This is a genomic window from Acidovorax sp. HDW3 (genome assembly GCF_011303755.1).
Classification (GTDB): Bacteria; Pseudomonadota; Gammaproteobacteria; order Burkholderiales; family Burkholderiaceae_C; genus Paenacidovorax.
This window is the reverse complement of the sequence record NZ_CP049885.1, coordinates 236833-258934: the sequence shown is the minus strand read 5'-3', so window position 1 is coordinate 258934 and position 22102 is coordinate 236833. Positions and strand designations below refer to the sequence as shown.

24 protein-coding genes are annotated in these 22102 nt (G+C 67.2%); 13 read left to right on the top strand and 11 right to left on the bottom strand.

Annotated features, from left to right (window positions below):
* Nucleotides 1-3: 3 nt before the first annotated feature.
* The gene (gene phhA / locus G7045_RS01125) at nucleotides 4-837 is read left to right on the top strand and encodes a phenylalanine 4-monooxygenase (protein ID WP_166156118.1); all 834 of its coding nucleotides are present in this window, start codon (nucleotides 4-6) and stop codon (nucleotides 835-837) included.
* Here phhA and G7045_RS01120 read toward each other — a convergent pair whose 3' ends face one another.
* The gene (locus G7045_RS01120; protein WP_166156115.1) at nucleotides 838-1728 is read right to left on the bottom strand and encodes a triacylglycerol lipase; all 891 of its coding nucleotides are present in this window, start codon (nucleotides 1726-1728) and stop codon (nucleotides 838-840) included.
* A gap of 41 nt (nucleotides 1729-1769) precedes the next feature.
* Between G7045_RS01120 and G7045_RS01115 the strand changes: the two genes are divergently transcribed.
* The 3 genes from G7045_RS01115 (at nucleotide 1770) to G7045_RS01105 (ending at nucleotide 5221) form a co-directional block, all read left to right on the top strand.
* Nucleotides 1770-2504 carry a hypothetical protein gene (locus tag G7045_RS01115; RefSeq protein WP_166156112.1) on the top strand — a complete coding sequence of 245 codons (735 nt, stop codon included), beginning with the start codon at nucleotides 1770-1772 and terminating at the stop codon, nucleotides 2502-2504.
* An 80-nt stretch (nucleotides 2505-2584) separates the two neighbouring features.
* Nucleotides 2585-4270, top strand: coding sequence for an AMP-binding protein (locus G7045_RS01110; protein WP_166156109.1), 1686 nt, complete (start codon nucleotides 2585-2587; stop codon nucleotides 4268-4270).
* A 21-nt stretch (nucleotides 4271-4291) separates the two neighbouring features.
* Nucleotides 4292-5221, top strand: a complete 930-nt coding sequence (locus tag G7045_RS01105) for an MBL fold metallo-hydrolase (RefSeq protein ID WP_166156106.1) — start codon at nucleotides 4292-4294, stop codon at nucleotides 5219-5221.
* Between the two features lie 25 nt (nucleotides 5222-5246).
* Here G7045_RS01105 and G7045_RS01100 read toward each other — a convergent pair whose 3' ends face one another.
* Entirely contained in the window at nucleotides 5247-5561 is a 315-nt protein-coding gene (locus G7045_RS01100; protein ID WP_166156103.1) for a DUF1840 domain-containing protein, read from the bottom strand.
* A 16-nt stretch (nucleotides 5562-5577) separates the two neighbouring features.
* Nucleotides 5578-6192: a hypothetical protein gene (locus tag G7045_RS01095; protein ID WP_166156100.1), complete on the bottom strand. Its 615-nt coding sequence runs from the start codon at nucleotides 6190-6192 to the stop codon at nucleotides 5578-5580.
* Nucleotides 6193-6311: 119 nt separating this feature from the next.
* Between G7045_RS01095 and G7045_RS01090 the strand changes: the two genes are divergently transcribed.
* The gene (locus G7045_RS01090) at nucleotides 6312-6602 is read left to right on the top strand and encodes a polyhydroxyalkanoic acid system family protein (RefSeq protein ID WP_166156097.1); all 291 of its coding nucleotides are present in this window, start codon (nucleotides 6312-6314) and stop codon (nucleotides 6600-6602) included.
* A 57-nt stretch (nucleotides 6603-6659) separates the two neighbouring features.
* On the opposite strand, the gene G7045_RS01085 is transcribed toward G7045_RS01090, so the two are convergent.
* Nucleotides 6660-6914 carry an acyl-CoA-binding protein gene (locus tag G7045_RS01085; protein WP_166156094.1) on the bottom strand — a complete coding sequence of 85 codons (255 nt, stop codon included), beginning with the start codon at nucleotides 6912-6914 and terminating at the stop codon, nucleotides 6660-6662.
* Nucleotides 6915-7199: 285 nt separating this feature from the next.
* On the opposite strand from G7045_RS01085, the gene G7045_RS01080 reads away from it, so the two are divergent.
* Complete coding sequence (locus G7045_RS01080; RefSeq protein WP_370521750.1) at nucleotides 7200-8675, top strand: wax ester/triacylglycerol synthase family O-acyltransferase; 1476 nt, start codon at nucleotides 7200-7202, stop codon at nucleotides 8673-8675.
* A 43-nt stretch (nucleotides 8676-8718) separates the two neighbouring features.
* On the opposite strand, the gene G7045_RS01075 is transcribed toward G7045_RS01080, so the two are convergent.
* Both G7045_RS01075 and G7045_RS01070 read right to left on the bottom strand, forming a co-directional pair.
* The gene (locus tag G7045_RS01075) at nucleotides 8719-9915 is read right to left on the bottom strand and encodes a M20 aminoacylase family protein (RefSeq protein ID WP_166156088.1); all 1197 of its coding nucleotides are present in this window, start codon (nucleotides 9913-9915) and stop codon (nucleotides 8719-8721) included.
* A 13-nt stretch (nucleotides 9916-9928) separates the two neighbouring features.
* The gene (locus G7045_RS01070) at nucleotides 9929-11083 is read right to left on the bottom strand and encodes an ABC transporter substrate-binding protein (protein ID WP_166156085.1); all 1155 of its coding nucleotides are present in this window, start codon (nucleotides 11081-11083) and stop codon (nucleotides 9929-9931) included.
* Between the two features lie 112 nt (nucleotides 11084-11195).
* Between G7045_RS01070 and G7045_RS01065 the strand changes: the two genes are divergently transcribed.
* The 5 genes from G7045_RS01065 (at nucleotide 11196) to G7045_RS01045 (ending at nucleotide 16409) form a co-directional block, all read left to right on the top strand.
* On the top strand, nucleotides 11196-13283 hold the full coding sequence (locus tag G7045_RS01065; protein WP_205737197.1) for a molybdopterin-dependent oxidoreductase: 2088 nt from the start codon (nucleotides 11196-11198) through the stop codon (nucleotides 13281-13283).
* Nucleotides 13284-13581: 298 nt separating this feature from the next.
* Nucleotides 13582-14034 (top strand): MarR family winged helix-turn-helix transcriptional regulator, encoded by a 453-nt coding sequence (locus tag G7045_RS01060; protein WP_166156079.1) that lies wholly within the window; start codon nucleotides 13582-13584, stop codon nucleotides 14032-14034.
* Nucleotides 14035-14107: 73 nt separating this feature from the next.
* A complete protein-coding gene (locus G7045_RS01055) occupies nucleotides 14108-15280 on the top strand; it encodes a ferredoxin--NADP reductase (RefSeq protein ID WP_166156076.1) in 1173 nt (390 codons plus the stop codon).
* 35 nt (nucleotides 15281-15315) lie between these two features.
* Nucleotides 15316-15768, top strand: a complete 453-nt coding sequence (locus G7045_RS01050; protein WP_166156073.1) for a cytochrome c — start codon at nucleotides 15316-15318, stop codon at nucleotides 15766-15768.
* Entirely contained in the window at nucleotides 15768-16409 is a 642-nt protein-coding gene (locus tag G7045_RS01045) for a cytochrome b/b6 domain-containing protein (protein WP_166156070.1), read from the top strand. Before G7045_RS01050 ends, G7045_RS01045 begins: the two co-directional genes overlap by 1 nt.
* Before the next feature lie 3 nt (nucleotides 16410-16412).
* Here G7045_RS01045 and G7045_RS01040 read toward each other — a convergent pair whose 3' ends face one another.
* Nucleotides 16413-17579: an iron-containing alcohol dehydrogenase gene (locus G7045_RS01040; protein WP_166156067.1), complete on the bottom strand. Its 1167-nt coding sequence runs from the start codon at nucleotides 17577-17579 to the stop codon at nucleotides 16413-16415.
* A gap of 45 nt (nucleotides 17580-17624) precedes the next feature.
* Nucleotides 17625-18620, bottom strand: coding sequence for a fumarylacetoacetate hydrolase family protein (locus G7045_RS01035; protein ID WP_166156064.1), 996 nt, complete (start codon nucleotides 18618-18620; stop codon nucleotides 17625-17627).
* An 89-nt stretch (nucleotides 18621-18709) separates the two neighbouring features.
* On the opposite strand from G7045_RS01035, the gene G7045_RS01030 reads away from it, so the two are divergent.
* Both G7045_RS01030 and G7045_RS01025 read left to right on the top strand, forming a co-directional pair.
* The gene (locus G7045_RS01030; RefSeq protein WP_166156061.1) at nucleotides 18710-19888 is read left to right on the top strand and encodes a DUF3108 domain-containing protein; all 1179 of its coding nucleotides are present in this window, start codon (nucleotides 18710-18712) and stop codon (nucleotides 19886-19888) included.
* A 116-nt stretch (nucleotides 19889-20004) separates the two neighbouring features.
* Entirely contained in the window at nucleotides 20005-20301 is a 297-nt protein-coding gene (locus tag G7045_RS01025; protein ID WP_166156058.1) for a DUF3567 domain-containing protein, read from the top strand.
* A 178-nt stretch (nucleotides 20302-20479) separates the two neighbouring features.
* Here G7045_RS01025 and G7045_RS01020 read toward each other — a convergent pair whose 3' ends face one another.
* Genes G7045_RS01020 through G7045_RS01010 form a run of 3 tightly spaced genes read right to left on the bottom strand, consistent with a single transcriptional unit; the run spans nucleotide 20480 to nucleotide 22058 of the window.
* Nucleotides 20480-21025, bottom strand: a complete 546-nt coding sequence (locus G7045_RS01020) for a hemerythrin domain-containing protein (RefSeq protein ID WP_166156055.1) — start codon at nucleotides 21023-21025, stop codon at nucleotides 20480-20482.
* A 5-nt stretch (nucleotides 21026-21030) separates the two neighbouring features.
* Nucleotides 21031-21444 (bottom strand): ribonucleotide reductase subunit alpha, encoded by a 414-nt coding sequence (locus G7045_RS01015; protein ID WP_166156052.1) that lies wholly within the window; start codon nucleotides 21442-21444, stop codon nucleotides 21031-21033.
* A gap of 2 nt (nucleotides 21445-21446) precedes the next feature.
* Nucleotides 21447-22058, bottom strand: coding sequence for a nitroreductase family protein (locus G7045_RS01010; protein ID WP_166156050.1), 612 nt, complete (start codon nucleotides 22056-22058; stop codon nucleotides 21447-21449).
* Nucleotides 22059-22102 lie beyond the last annotated feature (44 nt).

Genomic DNA, 22102 nt, shown 5'->3' with positions numbered 1-22102 from the left:
GCCATGGGCCAGCCCCCCGTCATCTACGGCCAGTCCAGCCGCCCACCGCGCGGCGACTACGCGCGCGCCGGCGCCGACTACACCTGCACGCAAAACTACGCTGCCTACACCGAGGCCGAGCACGCGCTCTACCAGCGCCTGTACGCCCGCCAGGAAGCCCTGCTGCCCGGCCGTGCAAGTCAGCAGTTCATCACCATGCTGGCGCAGCTGGGCGCGCGCGAGCGCATTCCGCGTTTTGCCGACATCAACGCCCACCTGCAGGCGGCCACCGGCTGGCAGATCGTCGGCGTGCCGGGGTTGATCCCGGAGGAGCCCTTCTTCGCCCTGCTGGCGCAGCGCAAATTCCCGGTCACGGATTGGCTGCGCCGGCCCGAGGAGTTCGACTACATCGTCGAGCCCGATCTGTTCCACGACCTGTTCGGCCACGTGCCGCTGCTGCTGCACCCGGTGTTTGCCGACTACGTGCAGCGCTACGGCGAGGGCGGCCTCAAGGCCATGCGCCTGGGCGCGGGCGAGATGCTGGCGCGGCTGTACTGGTACACCATCGAGTTCGGCCTGATCCGCGAAGACGGGGCGCTGCGCGCCTACGGCGCCGGCATTCTCAGCTCCCCGGGCGAGCTGGAGTACAGCGTCAGCAGCCCCGCGCCGCAGCGGCGCCCGCTGGAGCTGGCGCGCACCATGCGCACACGCTACCAAATTGATAGCTATCAGCGCACGTATTTCGTCATCGACAGCTTTGAACAGCTGTTTACCCTGACGGCGCCCGACTTCACGCCGCTGTACGCCCAGCTGCGCGGCCTGCCGGCGTTCTCGGCCGACGCGACCGACGCAGCCTGACTACAAAAAGCGCTCCAGGGTATCGGCCTGCACCTGCGGCGCCAGCGCCAGCTGCATGTGGCCGGCCCCGGACAGCAGGCGGTTTTCGGCCCCCGCCAGGGTCGCCGTCAGGGCCGGGAAAACGATGTTGTCGCAATCGGAATACCAGCAGGTGAACAGCGCCGCCTGCGCCGGCGGTTCGGCCGCCACCAGTGCCTGCAGCCAGGCACTGCCCTGGCGCATCTGGCGCGCGTTGGTGCTGTAGCCAAAGCGCGCCGCCCAGGTGCCCTGGTGCGGCGTGCCCAGGGTGACGATGTGGTGCACGCGCTGCGCCCCGTCCGGGCAGGCACGCAGCCAGGCACGCGCGGCCAGCCCGCCCATGCTGTGGCACACCAGCAGCGGCGCCAGGCCGGTGGCGGCGTGCAGCTCGCGCACCGCCGCATCAATGGCGCTGGCGTAGGCGTCGATGGTGCCGAAGGCGGGTTCGAGCGTCAAAGCCCGGTAAGCCCGGCCCTGCGCGCGCAGGGTGCGCAGCCAGGGCTGCCACAGCCCCCGGTTGCACAGATAGCCGTGCAGCAGCAGCACACCGCGCTGGCCCGGCGTCGGCGCCAGGCAGTCGGGCCGCGCCCGGTGGCAAAACGGCTGCAGCCAGCCAAACACCCGGCGCGCCGCGCCCACCTCGCGCCACCAGGCGCGCAGCAGCCGCGCCAGGCCCACAGGTGGCACGGCGGCGGCGCGGTTCACCGCCTGCATCAGCACAAAGGGCAGGCCCATGCTGAACAACTGCCACAGCCACGCCAGCAGCAGCCCCGCCAGCGCCCAGCGCGGCGACTGCGGCCAGGCCCAGGCGAGCCAGGCCAGCAGCAGCGCCAGCTGCAGAAAAACTAGAGTTTGTTGCCAACGTGCATTCATGGGCCCTGGGGTGTAATCGGATGAAACCCGCAAAAAATACCATGGACGCCGCCGACACCATCCGCCAATGCATCGCCCAAGTGACCCTGCTGCGCCAGCAGCGCAGCGCCGACCCGCCACTGGGGCAGGCGGTGCAGGCCGTCAAGGAGCTGCAATCGACACGCTTTCGCGGCAGCTACGCCGACCTGCTGCAATCGGACACCTACGCCCCGGCGGCGCAGTTCTTTCTGGCCGAGCTGTACGGCAGCAGCGACTACGCCGCGCGCGATGCGCAGTTTGGCCGCATCGCCGGCACGCTGCAGACGCTGTTTCCGCGCCCGGTGGTGGCCATGGCGGTGGCGCTGGCCGAGCTGCACCAGCACACCGAGGCGCTCGACCACGCCATGGGCCAGCACTGGCAACAGGCCAGCGGTGACGCGCCGGCGCGCTACGTCGCCGCCTGGAAAGGTGTGGGCCAGCCCCAGGCCCGCCAGGGGCAACTCGCCAGCGTGCTCGCCATGGGCCGCGACCTGGCGCGCCTGACCGCCAAGCCCGGCCTGCGCACCATGCTGCACATGATGCGCGGCCCGGCGCGCGCTGCCGGCCTGGGCGAGCTGCAGCGCTTTCTGGAGGCAGGTTTTGACACCTTCGGCCAACTGGTGCGCGAGCGCGGCGCGGTCGATCAGTTTCTGGCCACCATCGAGGCGCGCGAGGCGGCGCTGATGGCGCAGCTGTTTGACGCCCCGGCTGTCGCCTGTGGGACGACTTTGCGCCAAACCCTGGGACAAGCCCGCTAGCCCCGCCCCCCATGCCCCTTCCACAATGCAGCGGCGTTCGTATCTACCACCCGCTGCAAGAGAGAAGAGAGGTTTGAGGCATGGAAAAAGTCTGGCTCCAGAGCTACCCCCCCGGCGTTGCACACGATATTGATCCGGGGCAGTACCGCTCGGTCGCCCATCTGCTGGAAGAATCGTTCCAGAAAAACGCGGGCAACCCCTTTTCCATTTGCATGGACCGCACCATGCGCTACGGCGAGCTCGACCAGCACAGCGCCGCCCTGGGCGCCTGGCTGCAAAGCCTGGGGCTGGAGAAAGACGCCCGCGTGGCCATCATGCTGCCCAATATTCCGCAGTTCGGCGTCGCCATGGCCGGCGTGCTGCGCGCGGGCTACACCTGCGTCAACGTCAACCCTCTGTACACCGCCCGCGAGCTGGAGCACCAGCTCAAGGACAGCGGCGCCAGCGCCATCATCATCCTGGAGAACTTCGCCCACACCCTGGCCGAGGTGCTGCCCAAGACCGGCATCCGCCACGTCTGCCTCACCGCCATGGGCGACCTGCTGGGCGCGGCCTACGGCTGCTGGATCACCTTTGCCGTGCGCCACCTCGCCAAGATGGTGCCGGCCTACGAGCTGCCGCTGACCGGCGGGCGCCAGCTGACGCCGTTCAAGAAAGCGCTGGAGCACGGCCGCGCCCTGCGCCTGCAGCCGAGCCAGGCAACGCTCGACTCCATCGCCTTCTTGCAGTACACCGGCGGCACCACCGGGCTGTCCAAGGGCGCCATCCTCACGCACCGCAACATCGTCGCCGCCACGCTGCAGGCCGAAGCCTGGTTTGCGCCGGCGCTGGCGCGGGTGGGCGATCTGTCCAAGGCGCGCTACATCGCAGCGCTGCCGCTGTACCACATCTTCGCCCTTACCCTGGGCCTGCTGTCCATCCGCCAGGGCGCCTGCCTGACGCTCATCCCCAACCCGCGCGACATTCCCAAGTTCGTCGCCGTGCTGAAAAAACGGCCGTTCCACATGCTGCCGGCGGTCAACACCCTGTTCAACGCGCTGCTGCAGAACCCCGAGTTCAAAACCGTCGATTTCTCGCACCTGTGCGTCTCGCAGGCCGGTGGCATGGCCGCGAGCGAGGGCACGGCGCGGCAGTGGAAGCAGGTCACGGGCAGCACCATGATCGAAGGCTGGGGCATGAGCGAGACCTGCGCCGTCGGCACCAACAACCCGGTGAACAACCCCGAGTTCACCGGCAGCATCGGCCTGCCGCTGCCGGGCATCGACATCGCCATCAAGGACGACGCCGGCGCCGATCTGCCGCTGGGCGAGAGCGGCGAGATCTGCATCCGGGGCCCGAACGTGATGCGCGGCTACTACAACCAGCCCGAGGAAACCGCCAAGGCGTTCACCGCCGACGGCTTCATGCGCACCGGCGACATCGGCGTCATGGACGCGCGCGGCTACACCCGCATCATCGACCGCAAGAAGGACATGATCATCGTCTCGGGCTTCAACGTCTTTCCCAACGAGATCGAGCAGGTCATCGGCCTGTGCCCGGGCGTGGTCGAGTGCGCCGCCATCGGCGTGCCGGACGAAAAATCGGGCGAAGCCATCAAAGTCTTCGTCACCAAGAGCAACCCCGACCTGACCGAAGACGCCGTGCTGCGCTTTTGCCACGACCAGCTCACCGGCTACAAGCGGCCCAAGTACATCGAGTTCAGGAACGAGCTGCCCAAGACCAACGTCGGCAAAATCCTGCGCCGCGAGCTGCGCCCTGGCGCCTGATTGCTATTATTTATATAGCTAATGACGCTTACCCCGCCTGCCCTACCGCCAGAAATCATCGTAATCGAACGCGGCTGGCTGTCGGCCAACAACTACCTGTTCACCGGCGGCAGCGGCGGCGCCGCCCTGGTCGATAGCGGCTACTGCAGCCACAGCGCGCAAACCCTGGTGCTGGTGCAGTCGGCCCTGGCCGGGGCGCCGCTGGCACGTCTGCTCAACACCCACCTGCACAGCGACCACTGCGGCGGCAATGCCGTGTTGCAAGCGGCCTGGCCACAGCTGCAAACGCTGATCCCGCCCGGCCAGGCGCAGGCCGTGGCCGACTGGGACATGGCCGCCCTGAGCTACGCCGCCACCGGCCAGGACTGCCCGCGCTTTGGCTACGACGCCACGCTGGTGCCGGGCAGCACCATCGACCTGGGCGGGCACAGCTGGCAGGTCCACGCCGCCCCTGGGCACGACCCGCACGCCGTGCTGCTGTTCGAGCCCCGCGACGGGCTGCTGCTGTCGGGCGACGCGCTGTGGGAGCATGGCTTTGGCGTCGTCTTTCCCGAGCTCGAAGGCGAGGACGCCTTCGCCGCCGTCGGCGCCACGCTGGAGCTGATCGCACAGCTGGCGCCACGCACCGTGCTGCCCGGCCACGGCCCGGTGTTTGGCGACCTGCCCGGCGCCCTGGCGCGCGCGCACCGGCGCCTGCAGCGCTTTACCGACGACCCGCTGCAGCACGCCGAGCACGCCGCCAAGGTGCTGCTCAAATTCAAGCTGCTGCAGCATGGGCAGCTGAGCGAAGCAGCGCTGCAGCAATGGGCCGCCGCCACCCCCTACCTGGACAGCGTGCGCGCCCGCCACTTCCCCCAGCACAGCCTGCAGACCTGGCTGCACAGCCTGGTGACGGCGCTGGTGCGCAGCGGCGCCGCCCAGCGCCTGGGCGACGGCATGGTCAGCAATTAGGGCGCGGGCGCCGCGCTGGCCAGAGCTACCAGCACACCTCGCGCCCGGCCTGCGCGCTGCGGCGCAGCATGTCGAGCAGCGGCGCGGCGCGCTGGCGCAGGTGCACCGGCTCGGGGCGATCGACAACACCGTCGCCTGCGCTCTCCTGCGCCGCCTGGGTGCGGGCGGCATCCTCGGCGGCGATGGCGGCCTCGATGGCGGCGATGGCCGCCGGAATCTGCTCGGGCGTGACGATGCCGGCCACCCCCGGCTCCTTGCCCATGAGCTGCACCAGCTGGCGGCCATTGGGTTCGAGCATGATGACGTCCGCCGTGGCGCGGGACTTGAACTTGTAGAGCATGGGCGCCCCTCCCTGGTCAGATGCCGGTGAGCTGGCGGTAGCCGTCGCGCGTGCGGCGCGAGACGCTGGCAAGCACCTGCTCGTACCCCGTCTGGTGCAGCGCCACCAGGCGCACCGAGGCCATGGTCGCCGAGCGGCAAAACCAGTGGCAGCTGTGCTGCATCAGGTACAGCTCGGCCGTCATGGTGAAGGCCTGCGCCTTGCGCGCCTCGGGCGAGCCGTCGCCCACGTCGGCCGCGACCTCGGCAATGCCGCGTGCGTGCAGCCGCAGCAGGGCGCGCATATCAAAGGTGGCTGCCGGCCACCAGCGGCTGGCATAGGGCAGGGCCAGCGGCAGGCGGCTCACACGCGCATCCTGCTCGGCGACCCGGGCAAAGTCCTCGGCAAACGACTCGAACTGCAGCACCAGGTTTTTCTCCGTCGTTGCCAGCAGGCCCCAGATTTGCTGGCGGCGTTCGGCGTCGGCTTCGCCCAGGGCGCGCAGGTAGCCGTCGGTCAGGGCCTCCATGAGCTTTTCAATTTGGTAGCGGCTCAGGTAGCTGCCCAGCAGCGCCACGCGCGCCGCGCGCTCGCGCCCACGCAGCAGGTGCACACCAATGAACAGCAGCAATAACAGCGAAAAGAGTTCCATCCGTGGCGCCCCTGGTTGAATGCAGCAAGTGTAGGCTGCAGCTGCACAAGTTTTGCGCTTGTCAACGCAAAGGCCGTGCGCCGGTTTTATGATCGCCCCGAGCCTGCCGGAGCCTTTTTGTGTCGAATATCCATATCCAACGCCCCCACCAACTCGGCCTTGCCGCCGCCCGCCAAGCCGCCTTTGCCTGGGCGGAAAAGGCAGAGGAAAAATTCCACCTCAAATGCACCTATGCCGAGGGCGAGGACCAAGACACCGTCAGCTTTGAACGCAGCGGCGTCAGCGGCCAATTGCAGGTGTACGCCGACCGCTTCGAGCTTGACATGCACCTGGGCTTTCTTGTCAGCGCCTTCAAGCACAAGATCGAAAGCGAGCTCAACGCGCAGTTCGATGAATTGCTGGGCGCCTGAGCGCCCCCCACAAACGACAATGGCCCCTTGCGGGGCCAGTGCGGGGGTGCAGCGTGCTCAGCTCAGCGAAGTGATGAGGTCGATGTACTGCTGCTTGGCCTCGTCCGCGCCCGTGCCCTTGAGCTTTTCCCAGGCGTCCCACTTGGCGCGGCCGACCATGTCGGAGAAGCTGGGCTTTTTCTCGCCGTTGTCACCGGCGGTGGCCTGCTTGTAGAGGGCGTAGATTTTGAGCAGCGTGGCGTTGTCGGGACGCTCGCTGAGGTTCTTGGAATTGGCCACGGCGGCTTCAAAAGTGGCGTTCAGATCGGACATGGGCGAATGCTCCTGGAAGAATCAAAGGGTTAACCGGGGGGGCGCCACAGGCGGTGCGCCGGTTCAGCCGGTGTATCTTACCGATCCAAGGGCGCCGCCATAGGGTGCGCTCCCTAGAGCCTCGCCCCAAAATCCCGCTTTTTTGCCACCCGCACTGCACAGGACAAGCAGCCCATGGACTCCCGCCGCGCCGCCATTGCCCCCCACCATCTCCTGTCTCTGCCCGAGCCCGCTGCCCGTGCCGCCAAAATCGTGCGCAAAAACGTACAGCGCGCCGCCAGCGGAATGCTGGGCCTGTCGGGCCAGCGCATGAGCAAGGTCGATACTGCCTGGCTGCGCATGGACTGCGACCACAACCGCATGATGATCAACGGCGTGTGGACGCTCGCCCCAGGCATTACCTGGCAAGCCCTGTGCGAACGTGTGCAAGAGCGCCTGCTCAAGTACCCACGCTTTCGCCAGCGTGTGGTGCAAGATGCCGCCGGCGCCACCTGGGTCGATGACGACCATTTCGACATTGCCGCGCACGTGGTGCGCGAGAAGCTCCCGCACCGCAAAGGCCAGTCGCAGCAGCAAGCGTTGCAAGAGCGCGTGGGCGAGCTGGCGATGCAGTCGCTCGATGGTCGGCGCCCGCTGTGGCAAATCCACCTGATTGAAAACTTCACGGGCGACGACGGCGTGGCCGGCAGCGCCCTCATCGTGCGCATCCACCACTGCATTGCCGACGGCATTGCCCTGATCTCGGTCACCATGTCGCTGGTCGATGGCGGCAGCGCACCGCCGCAGCGGCGCGCCAAGCCCGAGCCGCACCACAGCCCCGAGGAGTGGCTGGCCGACGCCCTCATCAAGCCCATCACCGACATGGCCGTCAAAGCGCTGGACATGGCGGGCGACGGCGCGGCGCAATCGCTGCACCTGCTGCGCGAGCCCGAAAAGCTGCTCGAACACGGCCTGGCCAGCTCCGTCGATGCCGCACGCCTGGCCTACCAGCTGGTGAGCGACGCCGCTGCACTCGCGCTCATGCCCGACGACTCGCACACGCGCCTCAAAGGCCAGCCCGGCGAGGTCAAGCGCGTCGCCTGGTGCCCGCCGGTGCCGCTGGACGCAGTCAAAAACGTGGGCCGGGCGCTCAACTGCTCGATCAACGACGTGCTCATGTCCTGCGTTGCCGGCGCCATCGGCAACTACCTGCGCGCCCAGGGTGACGACCCCAGCGGCCAGGAAATTCGCGCCATGATTCCCATCAACCTGCGCCCGCTGGAAGAAGCCTGGAAGCTGGGCAACCGCTTTGGCCTGGTGCCGCTGGTGCTGCCCATCGGCATCGCCAACCCCATCGAGCGCCTGTACGAGGTGCGCCGGCGCATGAATGCCTTGAAGGGCAGCACCCAGCCGCTGCTGGCCTTTGCCATGCTGTCCATGGCCGGGATGCTGGTGAAGCCGGCGCAGGATGCGCTCATCAACCTCTTTGGCCGCAAGACCACCGCCGTCATGACCAACGTGCCTGGGCCGCAAGAGGCGCTGACGCTGTGCGGCGCACGCGTCACGCAGTGCATGTTCTGGGTGCCGCAGTCGGGCGACATCGGCCTGGGCGTGTCGATTCTGAGCTACGGCGGCGGCGTGCAGTTTGGCGTCATGAGCGACACCGCGCTGTGCCCCGAGCCGCAGGCCATCATCGACGCCTTCACGCCCGAGTTCGAGCAGCTCGCGCTGCTCACCCTGATGCTGCCCTGGGGCGATGAGGAAAACGCCAAATGCTACTAATTTAATAGCTACTCGCGCTTGCCACACAAGCGCTGGAAGGCAATTAGCCCGCCAACCAGCGCTGCGCCAGTCGCACCCAGTAGGTGGCGCCCAGCGGGATCAGGGCGTCGTTGAAGTCGTAGCTCGGGTTGTGCAGCGTGCACGGCCCGCCGCCGTGGCCAAGGTGGCGGTGCTCGCCCTCGCCGTTGGCGATAAAACAATAGGCCCCGGGCTTGGCCTGCAGCATGTAGGCAAAGTCCTCGCCGCCCAGGGTGGGCTCCTGCTCCAGCACCTGCTCGGGGCCCAGAATGTCGAGCATCACCGCGCGCGCCAGCGCCGCCTCTTCCGGGCTGTTGACGGTGGCTGGGTAGTTGCGCTCAAAGACGAAATCGCAGCGCGCGCCGTGGGCGCTGCAGACATGTTCGGCCATCTGGCGCATCCGCTGCTCCACCAAGTCGAGCACCTCGGGCGTGAAGGTGCGCACCGTGCCCTGCAATTCGCAGTGGCCGGGGACGACGTTGCTGGCCTCGCCGCCGTGGATCATGGTGACCGAGATCACCGCCGTATCGAGCGGCTTCTTGTTGCGGCTGATGATGCTTTGCAGCGATTGCACCAGCTGGCAGGCCACCAGCACCGAGTCCACGCCCAGGTGCGGCATGGCCGCGTGGCAGCCCTTGCCGTGCACGGTGATCTTGAACTCGCTGGTCGCGGCCATCACCGGCCCGGGGCTCACGGCCATGCTGCCGGCGGGCATTCCTGGCCAGTTGTGCATTCCGAACACAGCCTGCATCGGAAAGCGCTCGAACAGGCCGTCGTCCATCATCACCTTGGCGCCGCCGCCGCCCTCCTCGGCGGGCTGGAAGATGAGGTACACCGTGCCGTCAAAGTCGCGCTGCTGCGCCAGGTGCTGCGCCGCCGCCAGCAGCATGGCCGTGTGGCCGTCGTGGCCGCAGCCGTGCATCTTGCCGGGGTGGCGGCTGGCGTGGGCGAAGGTGTTTTTCTCCTGCATGGGCAGCGCATCCATGTCCGCGCGCAGGCCCAGGGCGCGGCCACAGGCGCCGCCGTCGCGCCCGTGCACTATGCCCACCACCCCCGTCTGCCCCAGGCCCCGGTGGATGGGAATGCCCCAGGCGCTCAGCTGCGCCGCCACCAGGTCGGCGGTGCGCCACTCTTGAAAGCTCAGCTCGGGGTGGGCGTGGATGTCACGGCGCAGGGTGGCCATGGCATCGGCCTGGGCCACGATGGCGTCGATCAAATGCATGTTTTTTTCTCTCTCAAATGCGCACCCGGCCATCGCCGGTGAGCATGGACATTTCAACAAAACCCGAGCCCTCATGGCTGTAGTCCGTAAAGCGCAGGGGAAAGCCGGCCACGTTGCTGTTGATGCCCTCCAGCGCCGTGACCAGCGACTCGCGCGTGAGCTTGCCGCCGCTGTGCGCCAGGCGCAGGCCCTCGATCAAGGTGCGGGCGGCAATATAGCCCTCAATACTCACGTAGTTGGGCTGCACCTTGTCGCCGCCCTTCTTGATGGCCTCCAAAAATTCCCGCGTGGCCGGGCGCTGCGTCAGGTAGGGCGAGGGCATGACCTGCGACACCACCACCCCCGCCGCCTGCGGCCCCAGCGCCTGCGCCAAGGCTTCGGTACCCACAAAAGACACGTTGTAAAAACCGCCGCCATAACCGGCCTTGCGCGCCGCGCGAATGAAGGCCGCGCAAGCACCGTAGGCGCCGATTTGCACAATCGCCTCGGGCTTGGCCGCCAGCAGTTTGGCCACGGCGTCGGCCACCTTGTCAGAGTTGCGCTCCACGGTGCTGGTGGCCACCGGGGCGAGCTTGCGCGCGGCCAGGGCCTTGGTCACGCCATCGAGCCCGGCCTGGCCGTAGCTGTCGTTCTGGTGGAACACGCCAATCTTGGTCTGCCCCAGGTGGGTGAGCTGATTGACGATGAGCTCCGTCTCGTCGTTGTACGACGCACGCACATGAAACACCTGGCGCCGAAACGGCTTGCGCAGCGCCATGGCCCCCGAAAAGGGCGCAATAAAAGGCAGGCCCGCCTGCGTCACCAGCGGCAGCGCAGCCAGGCTGGTGGGCGTGCCAATGTAGCCAAACAGGGCCAGCACCTCGTCGGAGACGAAACGGCGCGTGTTCTCGGCGCAGCGCTCGGGTTCGTAGCCGTCGTCGAGGCTGCGCAGCTCGATCTGGCGCCGGCCAATGCCGCCTTGGGCGTTGACCTGGGCAAACGCCAGCTGCGCCCCGGCCTGAAACTGCTGCCCCAGCTGCGCCGCCGCCCCCGAGAGCGCAGCCGACTGGCCGATGACGATACGCCCCTCGCCCTGCGCCCGGGCAGCGGGCCCACCGGCCCACGCCATGGCCCCCAATGCCAGTGAAGCCAGTGAAAATTGCCGCCGATTACATGCTTGCTGCGTCATGGCACTATCCTTCTCGACAATGGCTGCACACCCCACCAGCTGCGCTGGCGTCCTATGCGATCGAGTGTAGCCAGCCCCCTGCCCTCCCGCCAGCCCATTGCGCGATTGCCCTATGCCCTCCTCCCCCATCACCGTGCGCGGCGCCTGCCCGCATGATTGCCCCGACACCTGCGCCCTGCTCACCACCGTGGAAAACGGCCGCGCCACGCGCGTGCAGGGCAACCCGGCGCACACGCACACCGCCGGCGTGCTCTGCGCCAAGGTCAGCAAATACCCCGAACGCACCTACCACCCCGAGCGCCTGCTCACGCCCATGAAGCGCAGCGGCCCCAAGGGCAGCGGGCAGTTCACCCCCGTCTCCTGGGATGAGGCCCTGGCCGACATCGCCGCCCGCCTGCAGGCCATTGCCGCGCGCAACCCCGAGGCCATCCTGCCCTACAGCTACGCCGGCACCATGGGCCTGGTGCAGGGCGAGAGCATGGACCGGCGCTTCTTCCACCGCCTGGGCGCCTCGCAGCTGCACCGCAGCATCTGCGCCAGCGCCGGCGGCGAGGGCCTGCTGCACACCCTGGGCGCCAAGCGCGGCATGAAGGTTGAGCATTTCAGCCAGGCGCAGCTCATCCTCATCTGGGGCAGCAACTCCATCACCAGCAACCTGCATTTCTGGCGCTACGCGCAAGAGGCCAAGAGAGGCGGCGCACGCCTGGTGTGCATCGACCCCCGGCGCAGCGAAACCGCCGACAAATGCCACGAGCACATCCAGCTGCTGCCCGGCACCGACGCCGCACTGGCGCTGGCACTGATGCACGAGCTGATCGAGAACGACTGGCTTGACCACGACTACATCGCCCGCCACACCCTGGGCTGGGAGCAGCTGCGTGAGCGCGCCCTGCAGTGGCCGCCCGAGCGCGCCGCCGCCGTCTGCGGCCTGCCGGCAGAGCAAATCCGCCGCCTGGCGCGCGACTACGGCAGCACCCGCCCCGCCGCCATCCGCCTGAACTACGGCGTGCAGCGCGTGCACGGCGGCGCCAACGCGGTGCGCGCCATCGCCTGCCTGCCGGCGCTGGTGGGCGCCTGGCGCCAGCGCGCGGGCGGGCTGCTGCTGTCGAGTTCGGGGGAATTTCCGGTGCAAAAAGCCGCCCTGCAGCGCCCCGACCTGCTCGCCGGGCGCCAGCCGCGCACGCTCAACATGGTGACGCTGGGCGACGACCTGCTGCACCCGGGCAGCGCCGACTTTGGCCCCCAGGTCGAGGCCCTGGTGATTTACAACAGCAACCCCGCCGCCGTCGCGCCGGACGCAGGCAAGGTGCTGCACGGCCTGGCGCGCGAGGACTTGTTCACCGTGGTGCTCGAACTGTTCCAGACCGACACCGCCGACTGGGCCGACTACCTCCTGCCCGCGACCACGCAGCTCGAACAATGGGACGTGCACCTGGCCTACGGCCACACCGACGTGCTGCTCAACCGCCCCGCCATTGCGCCGCTGGGCCAGGCGCGCAGCAATGCGCAAATTTTTCGCGACCTGGCGGTGCACATGGGCTACACCGAGCCCTGCTTTACCGACAGCGACGCGCAGCTGTGCCGCCAGGCCTATGGCGAGGCCGTGGACTTTGACCTGCTGCTGGCGCAGGGCTTTGCGCCGCTGGCCGTACCCGAGGCGCCGTTTGCCGAGGGCGGCTTTGCCACACCATCGGGCAAGTGCGAGTTTTTCAGCCAGCGCCTGCAGGACGTCGGCCACGACCCGCTGCCAGGCTACGTGCCCAACCACGAAGTGCCGGGCAGCTGCACGCGCTACCCGCTGGCCATGATCTCGCCGCCGGCGCGCAACTTTCTCAATTCAAGCTTTGCCAACGTCGCCAGCCTGCAGGCGCAGGAGCAGCGCCCGCTGGTCGAGATCCACCCGCAGGACGCCGCCGCACGCGGCATTGCCGACGGTGCCCTGGTGCGCCTGTTCAACGACCGGGGCAGCTACCTGTGCCACGCCCAGGTGGGCCAGCGCGCACGTCCGGGCGTGGTCAACGCCCTGGGCATCTGGTGGCACAAGCTCAGCCCCGGCGGCGGCAACATGAACCACCTCACCAGCCAGGCGCTGACCGACCTGGGCGCAGGGCCAACGTTCTACGACTGCCTGGTGGAGGTGGCACTGGCGGCGGCACATCACACCCAGGATGGGCATATGGTGGTTTGCCCAACAGATTAGGGCGCTCCCGACACCACGCCGTCATGGCCCGCATAGGCGCCTGGCGTACCTGCACCAAATCCTCACTGCGGCTGAACCGGTGGATGCCCAAGACATCGGCAATGCGGCCCATCCCGCCCTCGGCCATGCCGTTGGTTCGGGAAGCCTGTGCTGGGTCGCCTGTCCAGGCCCGGGCGCGAGCCATGGGCAGTGGAGCGCATTTTTTTCTCTGCAACCGTCCGGGAGGCGTTCTCCAGTCGGCAAAAAATCGACAACCAGTAACCCATGTTGTAAACTGGCTGTCAATTTGAAGGCGATCATGAATCCAACCAAAGCAGACAAACTAACCGCCATCGCGCTATCCGTTTTCAGGCTGAACGGCCAGCTCGTCGAGTGGGGCAATCACTTTTGCCAGCCCCATGGCTTGACCAGCGCACGCTGGCAGGTGCTCGGGGCCATCGCCATGGCACCGCAACCGCCCACCATCCCGCAAATCGCCGCAGCGATGGGAGTCACCCGGCAAGGCGTTCTCAAGCAGATCAACCTGCTGGTTGACGAGGGGCTGCTGCAGCCTTTACCCAATCCCGCGCACAAGCGGTCACCGCTGTATGCGCTCACCGAGATCGGCCAGACCACCTATGGCGCCATAGACGATTGTTGGAACCAGCATGTGCAAAAGATGGCAACCGGGTTCACCGCTGTCGATCTGGATGCGGTACTTCGGGTCCTCGCGGTGATGTCGCAGCTTCATGAAAACGAGCCTTCAATCTGAGCACGTTTGCCCTGTCTCCAGGGGGAGGTCGCCGTAGCTGGCATCTGCTCCGCACGAAAAGGAAACCACCACCATGCCAAGAATCATTCATCCGCTCGCCGGTCTGGTCGCCACTCTCACCATCGCGACCTTCTGGCTCTCGACCGCCATTTCCGAACTGTTCGCATCCGAGGCCGCCGTGATTGCGGTCAAGACCGCCATCCCCTGGGGCTTCTTCCTGCTGGTGCCGGCCCTGGCCGCCACGGGCGGTTCCGGCTTCTTCCTGTCGCAGGGGCAGCGCAAGGGGCTGGTCGGTGCAAAGCTCAAGCGCATGCCCTTCATCGGTGCGAACGGTCTGCTGGTGCTGATTCCGTCGGCGCTGTTCCTCGCCGCCAAGGCCCGGGCTGGCGAGTTCGATGCGACCTTCTACACCGTGCAGGCGCTGGAGTTGGTTGCGGGCGCGATCAACATCACCTTGCTGGGCCTCAGTATGCGTGATGGCATGGCCCTGACGCAGTGGAAGCGCAAGAGCTTTCTTCGGCCCGCCGCCACCTTCACCGCCCAGATAACGGGCAAGAAAGAAATCGCCAACGGCACATTGGCGCTGCGCTTGAGCAAGCCCGAGGGCTTCAAGTTTGTACCCGGGCAAGCGGTGTACGTGTCCTTCCCTGGTCTGAAAGGCGCGGATGCCCACGGGCAAGTCCGAACATTCTCTATCGCCAGCGATCCAGAGGACTCCGAACTGGAAATTGCAACCCGGCTGACCGAGACGCGCTTCAAGCGCCACCTTACTGCTGCAGACATCGGCTCCGCCATCCAGGTCGAAGGCCCCTATGGCGATCTGGTGCTGCACGACGATGCGAAGCGCCCAGCGGTGTTTCTGGCAGGAGGCATCGGCATCACGCCGTTTCGCAGCATGGTTGTGGATGCCGTGAGCCAAGGGTTGCCGCATCGCCTGTTTCTGTTCTACAGCAGCCGCAAGCCCGAGGATGCTGCCTATCTCACCGAGTTGCGGGAGCTCGAAAAAGAGAACCCGCAGTTCAAGCTGATCGCGACGTTCACCGATGGCAAGGCCGTCCCGCCAGGAAACGCCGTGGAGCATGGCCATATCACCGCTGAAATGCTCGCCAAGCATGTGGGTGATCTTGCCGCGCCCATCTTCTATGTGGCCGGGCCGCCAGCGATGGTGTCGGCAATGGAAGGAGTGCTCCAGCGCGCCGGTGTCGAGCAAAAAAACGTCCATGCCGAGAAGTTCGCCGGCTGCTGACAGGCATGTATTCAGGAATATCGAAAGGGCAAACCATGAACAACCCCAAAACACCAACCATCAACGCACTACTTCTGGCCATCGCGGCCCTGGCATTGACGCCTCTGGCGAGCGCAGCTGACCCTGTGCGCGAACGCATCGATGGCTTCAAGGCGAGCAAGCATTCGGTGGCGACGATCGAGGATGCCATCGCCAAGGACGACAAACAGGCTATTGCGGAACAGGCACGCCTGCTCGCCAGCTTTGCCGACAAGATTCCTGACCTCTATCCGCCAGACGCGAAAGGTGGTTTTTTCTCGAAGGCAAAGGGAAGCATCTGGCAGAACTTTCCGGATTTCGTGGCGAAGGCCGAGGCGTTCCAAAACAGTTCGCGGCAACTGGAGCAAGCAGCGGCGTCCCAGGCGGATGCGGCGCTATTGTCCCAGCGGTTGCGGCAGGTGCAAAACAGCTGCTCGTCCTGTCATGACAGCTACAAACGTGGCCGCTGATGAAAACCCCTGCGCGGCAGAAAATTCGGGTGTGGGATCTTCCCGTCCGGCTGTTCCATTGGGCCTTGGTGCTGCTGATGGCCATGCTGTTTCTGAGTGCCTACGCAGGCCAGATGCAGGCGCATGGAGCCATTGGCCGCGTGGTACTTGTCCTCGCCGTGTTCCGACTGCTTTGGGGCTTCATCGGCAGCCAGACATCCAGGTTCAGTGATTTCGTGAAAGGGCTGGGTGGCATCCGCGCCTACCTTGCCAACGGAAGGCTGGAGACCGTGGGGCACAACCCGCTCGGCGCACTGATGGTCGTGGCGATGCTGGTGGTGGTACTGGTCCAGGCCGTGTCCGGCATGTTCTCCAGTGATGGGCTTGGCTTCAGCGGCCCGCTTGCGCGCTCGGTCAGCAGCGTCACTTCGGACTTGGCGGCAGGCTTTCATGTCATCACGGCTTATGTGATGGCGGGCCTCATTGCCGTGCATGTCATGGCGATTTTGTGGCACTGGATACGACACCGCGAAAATCTGATCGTCCCCATGTTCTCGGGGAAAAAATGGGTTCCCCGGAACACTGTGCAGCCGCTTTTTGCCAGCAGCGCCTTGGCCCTTGCCACCGTGGCGTTGGTTGCGGTGCTGGTGGTGGTGATCTAGCCGCTACAGCGCCGCCAGCAGAATGCGCCGCACCACCTCGGGCGTGATCTCGCGCTGCTCGCCGAGCTGCACCATGCCGTGCGCCTGCAGGTTGGCAACCACGGCGTCCACGGCTTCGGCGCCCAGGCCGTAGGCCGAGAGCCGGGTGGGCACGCCCAGGCCCTCGAAAAAATCGCGCGTGCGGGCGATGGCGGCGTCGATACGCGCCTCCTCGTCGCCCGCCGTCAGCCCCCACACGCGCTGCGCGTACTGCAGCAGCTTGGCGCGCTTGGGCGCACGCCGCTCGTGCAGCAGCGCCGGCAGCACCAGGGCGAGGCTGCGGCCATGGTCGATGCCGTAGAGCGCGGTGAATTCGTGACCGATGACGTGGGTGGCCCAGTCCTGCGGCACGCCGGCGCCGATGAGGCCATTGAGCGCCCAGCTCGCCGCCCACATCAGGTTGGCGCGGTCGGCGTAGTCGGGCTGCGCTGGCGCGGCCAGGATGCGCGGGCCGATGTCGATCAGCTCCAGCAGCAGGCCCTCGGCAAAACGGTCTTGCAGACCACCGCCGACGGGGTAGGTCAGGTACTGCTCGGTGGTGTGCACGAAGGCATCGACGACGCCGTTGGCCAGCTGGCGCGGCGGCAGGGTGTAGGTCAGGCTGGGGTCGAGCAGCGACCATTGCGGAAAGCAATGCGGGCTGGAAAACGACAGCTTGTGCCCGCGCGCGTGGTGCGTGAGCACGCCGCCGTCGTTCATCTCCGAGCCGGTGGCCGGCAGCGTCAGCACCGCGCCCAGCGGCAGCGCGCGCGTGATGCTGCGCCCGCGCTGGCGCACCAGCTCCCAGGGCTCGGCGCCGTCGTAGAGCGCAGCGGCGGCGATGAACTTGGCGGCGTCAATCACCGAGCCGCCGCCCAGCGCCAGCAGGTAGTCAAAGCCGCCGGCGCGGATCTGCGCCACGGCCTGCAGCGCGGTTTCGTAGTGCGGGTTGGGCTCGATGCCGGCAAAGGTGGCGTGCACGCGCGCGCCCAGGGCCTGGCGCACGGCGGCGAGCGTGCCGTGCTTTTCGGCGCTGGCACCGCCCACCAGGATGAGCACGCGCGCCGCTGCCGGCACCAGGCGGTCGATCTCGGCCATGCGGCCCTGGCCGAAGACGATGCGGGTGGGGTTGTAAAAATCGAAATTGCGCACCAAATACTCCTGTTTTGATAGCTGCTCGCGCTTATTCAGCAAGCGCTAGCGGCCTATTTCATCCAAAGATACAAGCTGCTGGTCGATGGCGCCGAACACGCTTTTGCCGTCCGCGCCCAGCATCTCGATGCGGATGGTGTCGCCAAACTGCATGAACTCGGTCTGCGGCGCACCGCTCTCGATGGTTTCGATGCAGCGCTTCTCGGCGATGCAGCTGTAGCCCCGGCTCCAGTCTTTGTTGCTCACCGTGCCGCTGCCGACCACGCTGCCGGCGCGCACGTTGCGCGTCTTGGCGATGTGGGCAATGAGCTGACCGAAGTGGAAGGTCATCTCCGGCCCCGCGTCGCAGCGGCCCACGCGCCGGCCATTCCAGGTGGACTGCAGCGGCAGGTGCACGCGCCCGCCCTGCCAGGCGGCGCCCAGCTCGTCGGGTGTGACGGCCACGGGGCTGAAGGCCGTCGCCGGCTTGCTCTGGAAAAAGCCAAAGCCCTTGGCCAGCTCGGCGGGAATGAGGTTGCGCAGCGACCAATCATTGGCCAGCAGCAGCAGGCGCACGGCGTCGAGCGCGGGCTCGGGCGCCGTGCCCATCTTCACGTCGCCAGTGATGACGGCAATTTCGGCCTCGAAGTCTATGCCCATGGCCGCGCTCGGCAGCGCCACGTCGTCGCAGGGGCCGAGAAAATCGTCGCTGCCGCCCTGGTACATCAGCGGGTCGGTATAAAAGCTCGCCGGCACCTCGGCGCCGCGCGCCTTGCGCACCAGCTCGACGTGGTTGAGGTAGGCCGAGCCATCGGCCCACTGGTAGGCGCGCGGCAGCGGCGCCATGCACTGGCGCGGATCGAACGGGAAAGCGTGGCGCGCACGCCCGGCGTTGAGTTGCTCGTACAGGTCTTGCAGCTGCGGCGCCAGAAAACTCCAGTCGTCGAGCAGCTGCTGCATCCGGCTGCAGATGTCGCTCGCATAGTGCGCCAGCCCCAGGTCGCGGGCGACTACCACCAGCTGCCCGTCACGCGAACCATCCTTGTAGGTGGCCAACTTCATCGCTGCTCTCCTGTGTATGGATTGCCTGTGTATTGATTACGTTACAGTCAACCGATTTGCCTTAACGGAAGCAAAAAATTCTAGTGCAGATGCCACAGCGTGCAGGTATCCAATCGGTAGAAGTGGGCTTAGCGCATAGGCAGCTGCTGCGGACGGTGCTGCTCGTGCTGGCGCTGCACCTGCTGGCCCTGTGGGGCTGGCCGCAGCTGCCCACCACCACAGCCACACCACCGCAGGCCGCCATGCAAACACGCAGCATCGCCGCGCCCGCGCCGCCGGCGCCCGAGCCCGCACCGCGCCCCCCACCCAAGCCCAAACCCAAGCCCAAACCAAAACCAAAGCCGCGCCCCGCACCAGCGCCCGAGCCCATCCCCGAGCCCGTCCCGGAATTCATCCCTGCGCCTGAGCCCGAGCCCGCCCCAGAACCCGCGCCGGCACCCGAACCCACGGCAGAATCAGCGCCCGCAGCCACGACCGAAACCGCCACCGAAACCGCCGCCGAGACTGCCGCCGCCCCGCCCGCACCCGAATTGCCGCCCGCGCCCCCGGCCGAGCCGCAAGACCCCGGCCTGCAAATCACTGCGGCCGATGGCCAGGCGCGCAGCCTGGGGCGCGACAATGCGCCGGCCGTGCGCGTGCCACCGCCCACGCGGCTGGCGTTCGAGGTGCACGGCGAGGTCAAGCGTTTTCGCTACAGCGCCAGCGCCGAGCTGCTGTGGCAGCACGACGGCCAGCAGTACCAGGCCAAGCAGGAGATCCGCGCCTTTTTGATCGGCTCGCGCGCACAGACCAGCGTCGGCCAGCTCGGCGCCTGGGGCCTGCAGCCGCAGCGCTTTGGCGACCGCGTGCGCAGCGAGCAGGCGGCGCATTTCGACTTTGACGCCGGGCGCGTCACCTTCAGCGCCAACACGCCTGCGGCGCCCATCGTGCCGGGGGCGCAGGATCGCCTGAGCGTGTTCATCGAGCTTGCCAGCCTGATCGCCGCCGCGCCCGAGAACTACCCCAGCGGCACGCAGCTGGCACTGACCACGGCGAGCGCGCGCGCCGTCAATCGCTGGGTGTTTCGCGTCGTCGGCCCCGAGCTGCTGCAGCTGCCGGCGGGCAGCATCGAGGCGCTCAAGCTCGAACGCGTGCCGCAGGCCGAGTACGACCAGCAGGCCGACCTGTGGCTCGCGCCCAGCTTGCACTACCTGCCGGTGCGCCTGCGCATCACGCAAAGCAATGGCGATTTTGTCGAGCTGCAGCTCAAGGACAGCAGCCCGCCCTGACAAGGGGTGATTTTTCGTGAAATACTGGCGGGCAGCGTTGGCTTGAACTTCAAGCCGGCGGCGCCATCTGACGATACAAGATCATCAGAGGCCATCCAGCGGAAAGGAGGAACGCCATGCAAATGCTTTATGACTCGGATTCTTTTGTGGTGGTGCACATCCTGCCGGACGCTTTCGTGCAAGCCGACAGCCCTGCCAGCAGCAGCGCCGACCCCAGGCCGCAGCTGGCGCGCCACGGCTTTGAGATCGTGGACAAGCGCTCGGGCAAAGAGGTCTACCTCGACGGTTCCTGGGCCGAGATGTTCCAGCAACAAATCCTGGCCTGGCAGCGCGAGACGCCGACCCAGGAGGAGGTCGAGGACACCCTCGACGGCTACACCGGGCTGGCGCAAAACCCGGTGCTGGTGCACTAAGGCAACGCTGAAGAAGCCCCTCGCGCGCGCCCCATCCCCGGTTTGGGCGATCTGCGGCGTTGCAAATGCTCGCAATAGCGATGGCTATTGCTGCGCTTTGCGTCTTGCATCTCATCCCAAACCAGGGCGCATCGCATCGCGGGAACGTCTGCAGCGTCGCCCCAAGGCGCCGCCGCCCTTAACGCGCGCCGCGCCGGCGCGCCATTTCCTGGCCCATACCCTGCTGCGCAGCCTGGCCCAACAGGGCCTGGGCGGCGGGGTAAACGCTGCCTTCCTCTTGCCGGATATGGCCGGCGTAGCGGCTGGCAAAACAGTCAAACAACGCCTCTTGGCCAGGGGTAAAGCCCTGCGCCTGGCCCTCGGCCAGGGCCAGCAGAGCCAGCCGCGCCTGGGCCCAGTCGGCTTCCATGGCTCGGTGGTCGGCCTGCAGCTGGCGCACCAGTTCGGTCAGGGCGCTGCTGCCCTGGGCCAGCAGCAGCGGGAAGACGTGCAGCTCCTCGTCCTGGTGGTGCAGCGGCGCCGCCAGGTCGAAGTAGCGCAGCACGTCGCGCGCCGCCTGGCGCGCCACCTCGTCGCAAGGCTTGGCCTGCAGGTACTGGCGCAGGCGGGTGAGCAAATCGAGCATCCGCTCGACCCGCTCGTGGCAGGCTTCGAGCATCTCGAACGGCGCCTCGAAGCTGGCGCCGGGGCTGTGCAGGCCGGGCAGAGAGGCTTTACCCGTCATGGCGTTCAGCCAAAGTGCACCGGCTGGCCCTGGCGGTCAAAGGGCAGCAGGTTGCCAAACATGCCGAGCTTGACCGACTCGACCATGCGTTCGAGCGGCGACTCGGCGTCTTCGCTCGTCGGCGCCTGGCCGTTGCTGCCCGACAGGGCGGCGGTGAACACCAGGCGCCAGGGCTGGTAGGGCAGCTCGAACTGCTGCGACTCGGCCAGCAAGGTGGCAAACGAGTCGAGCTCTTCGGGGGTTTTATCAACGCACATCAGCGGCACCAGCGCCCCGCCCTCGCCCTGGGCAAAGCGCGCGCGCTGTTCGGCGCTGGCGTCCTCGGGCAGTTCGGTGGCGACAAACACCATCAACAGGCGCTGCGGTTGTGCTTGCGCTCGCGCGGCGGCGAGCAGATCGTCAAAGTGCTGAATTTCCATGGTCACGCATTGTCCCACCCGGGCTGCATACCCTTGCCGGGAACCAGGGTGACCACATAATCCGCCGCCGCCGGGCGCAGGCGCGCGGCCTTGCGCGACTGCACCGTGCCGATGCTGATGCAGCACAGCGCCTGCTGGCCCGGCGCCAGACCCAGCAGCGTGCGCAGCGGCGCCGACTGCAGCGCCTTGCCGCTGGTGAGGGCCGAGCCAAAGCCCTGCGCCGTGGCGGTGAGCAGAATGTTTTGCACCGCGCAGCCGGCAGAGAGTACGCGTTCATCCCAGGGAATGGCGGGGTCGCCGCAGGCGCCATCGACCACCAGCAACAGCAGCAGCGGCGCGCGCTCGGCCTTCTCGCGCGCCTGCGCCCGCTGCTCCGGCGTGGCCCCTGGATCGCGCTCGGCCAGCGCCTGGGCAAAGGCCGCGCCCAGGGCGGCGCGCGCCGCAGGCGGCACCCGCACCAGGCGCCAGGGCAGCAGGCAGCCGTGGTCGGGCGCGTGCGCGGCAGCGCCGAGCAAGGCGGCGAGCTGCTGCGCATCCGGCCCCGGCGCCACCAGGCGCTTGGGCAGGATGGTCTGGCGCGCAGCGAGCAGGGTGGCGAGGTGTTTTTGCTCCATTTTTAATAGCTACTCGCGCTTATTCAGCAAGCGCCAGCAGCATA

Coding starts and splice junctions, on each gene's coding strand:
- G7045_RS01120 (WP_166156115.1), bottom strand. CDS start 1,728: ATGAATGCACGTTGGCAACAAACTCTAGTTTTTCTGCAGCTGGCGCTG.
- G7045_RS01010 (WP_166156050.1), bottom strand. CDS start 22,058: ATGGAGCAAAAACACCTCGCCACCCTGCTCGCTGCGCGCCAGACCATC.
- G7045_RS01105 (WP_166156106.1), top strand. CDS start 4,292: ATGACGCTTACCCCGCCTGCCCTACCGCCAGAAATCATCGTAATCGAA.
- G7045_RS01050 (WP_166156073.1), top strand. CDS start 15,316: ATGAACAACCCCAAAACACCAACCATCAACGCACTACTTCTGGCCATC.
- G7045_RS01035 (WP_166156064.1), bottom strand. CDS start 18,620: ATGAAGTTGGCCACCTACAAGGATGGTTCGCGTGACGGGCAGCTGGTG.
- G7045_RS01015 (WP_166156052.1), bottom strand. CDS start 21,444: ATGGAAATTCAGCACTTTGACGATCTGCTCGCCGCCGCGCGAGCGCAA.
- G7045_RS01070 (WP_166156085.1), bottom strand. CDS start 11,083: ATGACGCAGCAAGCATGTAATCGGCGGCAATTTTCACTGGCTTCACTG.
- G7045_RS01045 (WP_166156070.1), top strand. CDS start 15,768: ATGAAAACCCCTGCGCGGCAGAAAATTCGGGTGTGGGATCTTCCCGTC.
- phhA (WP_166156118.1), top strand. CDS start 4: ATGGGCCAGCCCCCCGTCATCTACGGCCAGTCCAGCCGCCCACCGCGC.
- G7045_RS01110 (WP_166156109.1), top strand. CDS start 2,585: ATGGAAAAAGTCTGGCTCCAGAGCTACCCCCCCGGCGTTGCACACGAT.
- G7045_RS01115 (WP_166156112.1), top strand. CDS start 1,770: ATGGACGCCGCCGACACCATCCGCCAATGCATCGCCCAAGTGACCCTG.
- G7045_RS01020 (WP_166156055.1), bottom strand. CDS start 21,025: ATGACGGGTAAAGCCTCTCTGCCCGGCCTGCACAGCCCCGGCGCCAGC.
- G7045_RS01065 (WP_205737197.1), top strand. CDS start 11,196: ATGCCCTCCTCCCCCATCACCGTGCGCGGCGCCTGCCCGCATGATTGC.
- G7045_RS01080 (WP_370521750.1), top strand. CDS start 7,200: ATGCTGGGCCTGTCGGGCCAGCGCATGAGCAAGGTCGATACTGCCTGG.
- G7045_RS01055 (WP_166156076.1), top strand. CDS start 14,108: ATGCCAAGAATCATTCATCCGCTCGCCGGTCTGGTCGCCACTCTCACC.
- G7045_RS01100 (WP_166156103.1), bottom strand. CDS start 5,561: ATGCTCTACAAGTTCAAGTCCCGCGCCACGGCGGACGTCATCATGCTC.
- G7045_RS01095 (WP_166156100.1), bottom strand. CDS start 6,192: ATGGAACTCTTTTCGCTGTTATTGCTGCTGTTCATTGGTGTGCACCTG.
- G7045_RS01075 (WP_166156088.1), bottom strand. CDS start 9,915: ATGCATTTGATCGACGCCATCGTGGCCCAGGCCGATGCCATGGCCACC.
- G7045_RS01025 (WP_166156058.1), top strand. CDS start 20,005: ATGCAAATGCTTTATGACTCGGATTCTTTTGTGGTGGTGCACATCCTG.
- G7045_RS01030 (WP_166156061.1), top strand. CDS start 18,710: ATGCCACAGCGTGCAGGTATCCAATCGGTAGAAGTGGGCTTAGCGCAT.
- G7045_RS01085 (WP_166156094.1), bottom strand. CDS start 6,914: ATGTCCGATCTGAACGCCACTTTTGAAGCCGCCGTGGCCAATTCCAAG.
- G7045_RS01060 (WP_166156079.1), top strand. CDS start 13,582: ATGAATCCAACCAAAGCAGACAAACTAACCGCCATCGCGCTATCCGTT.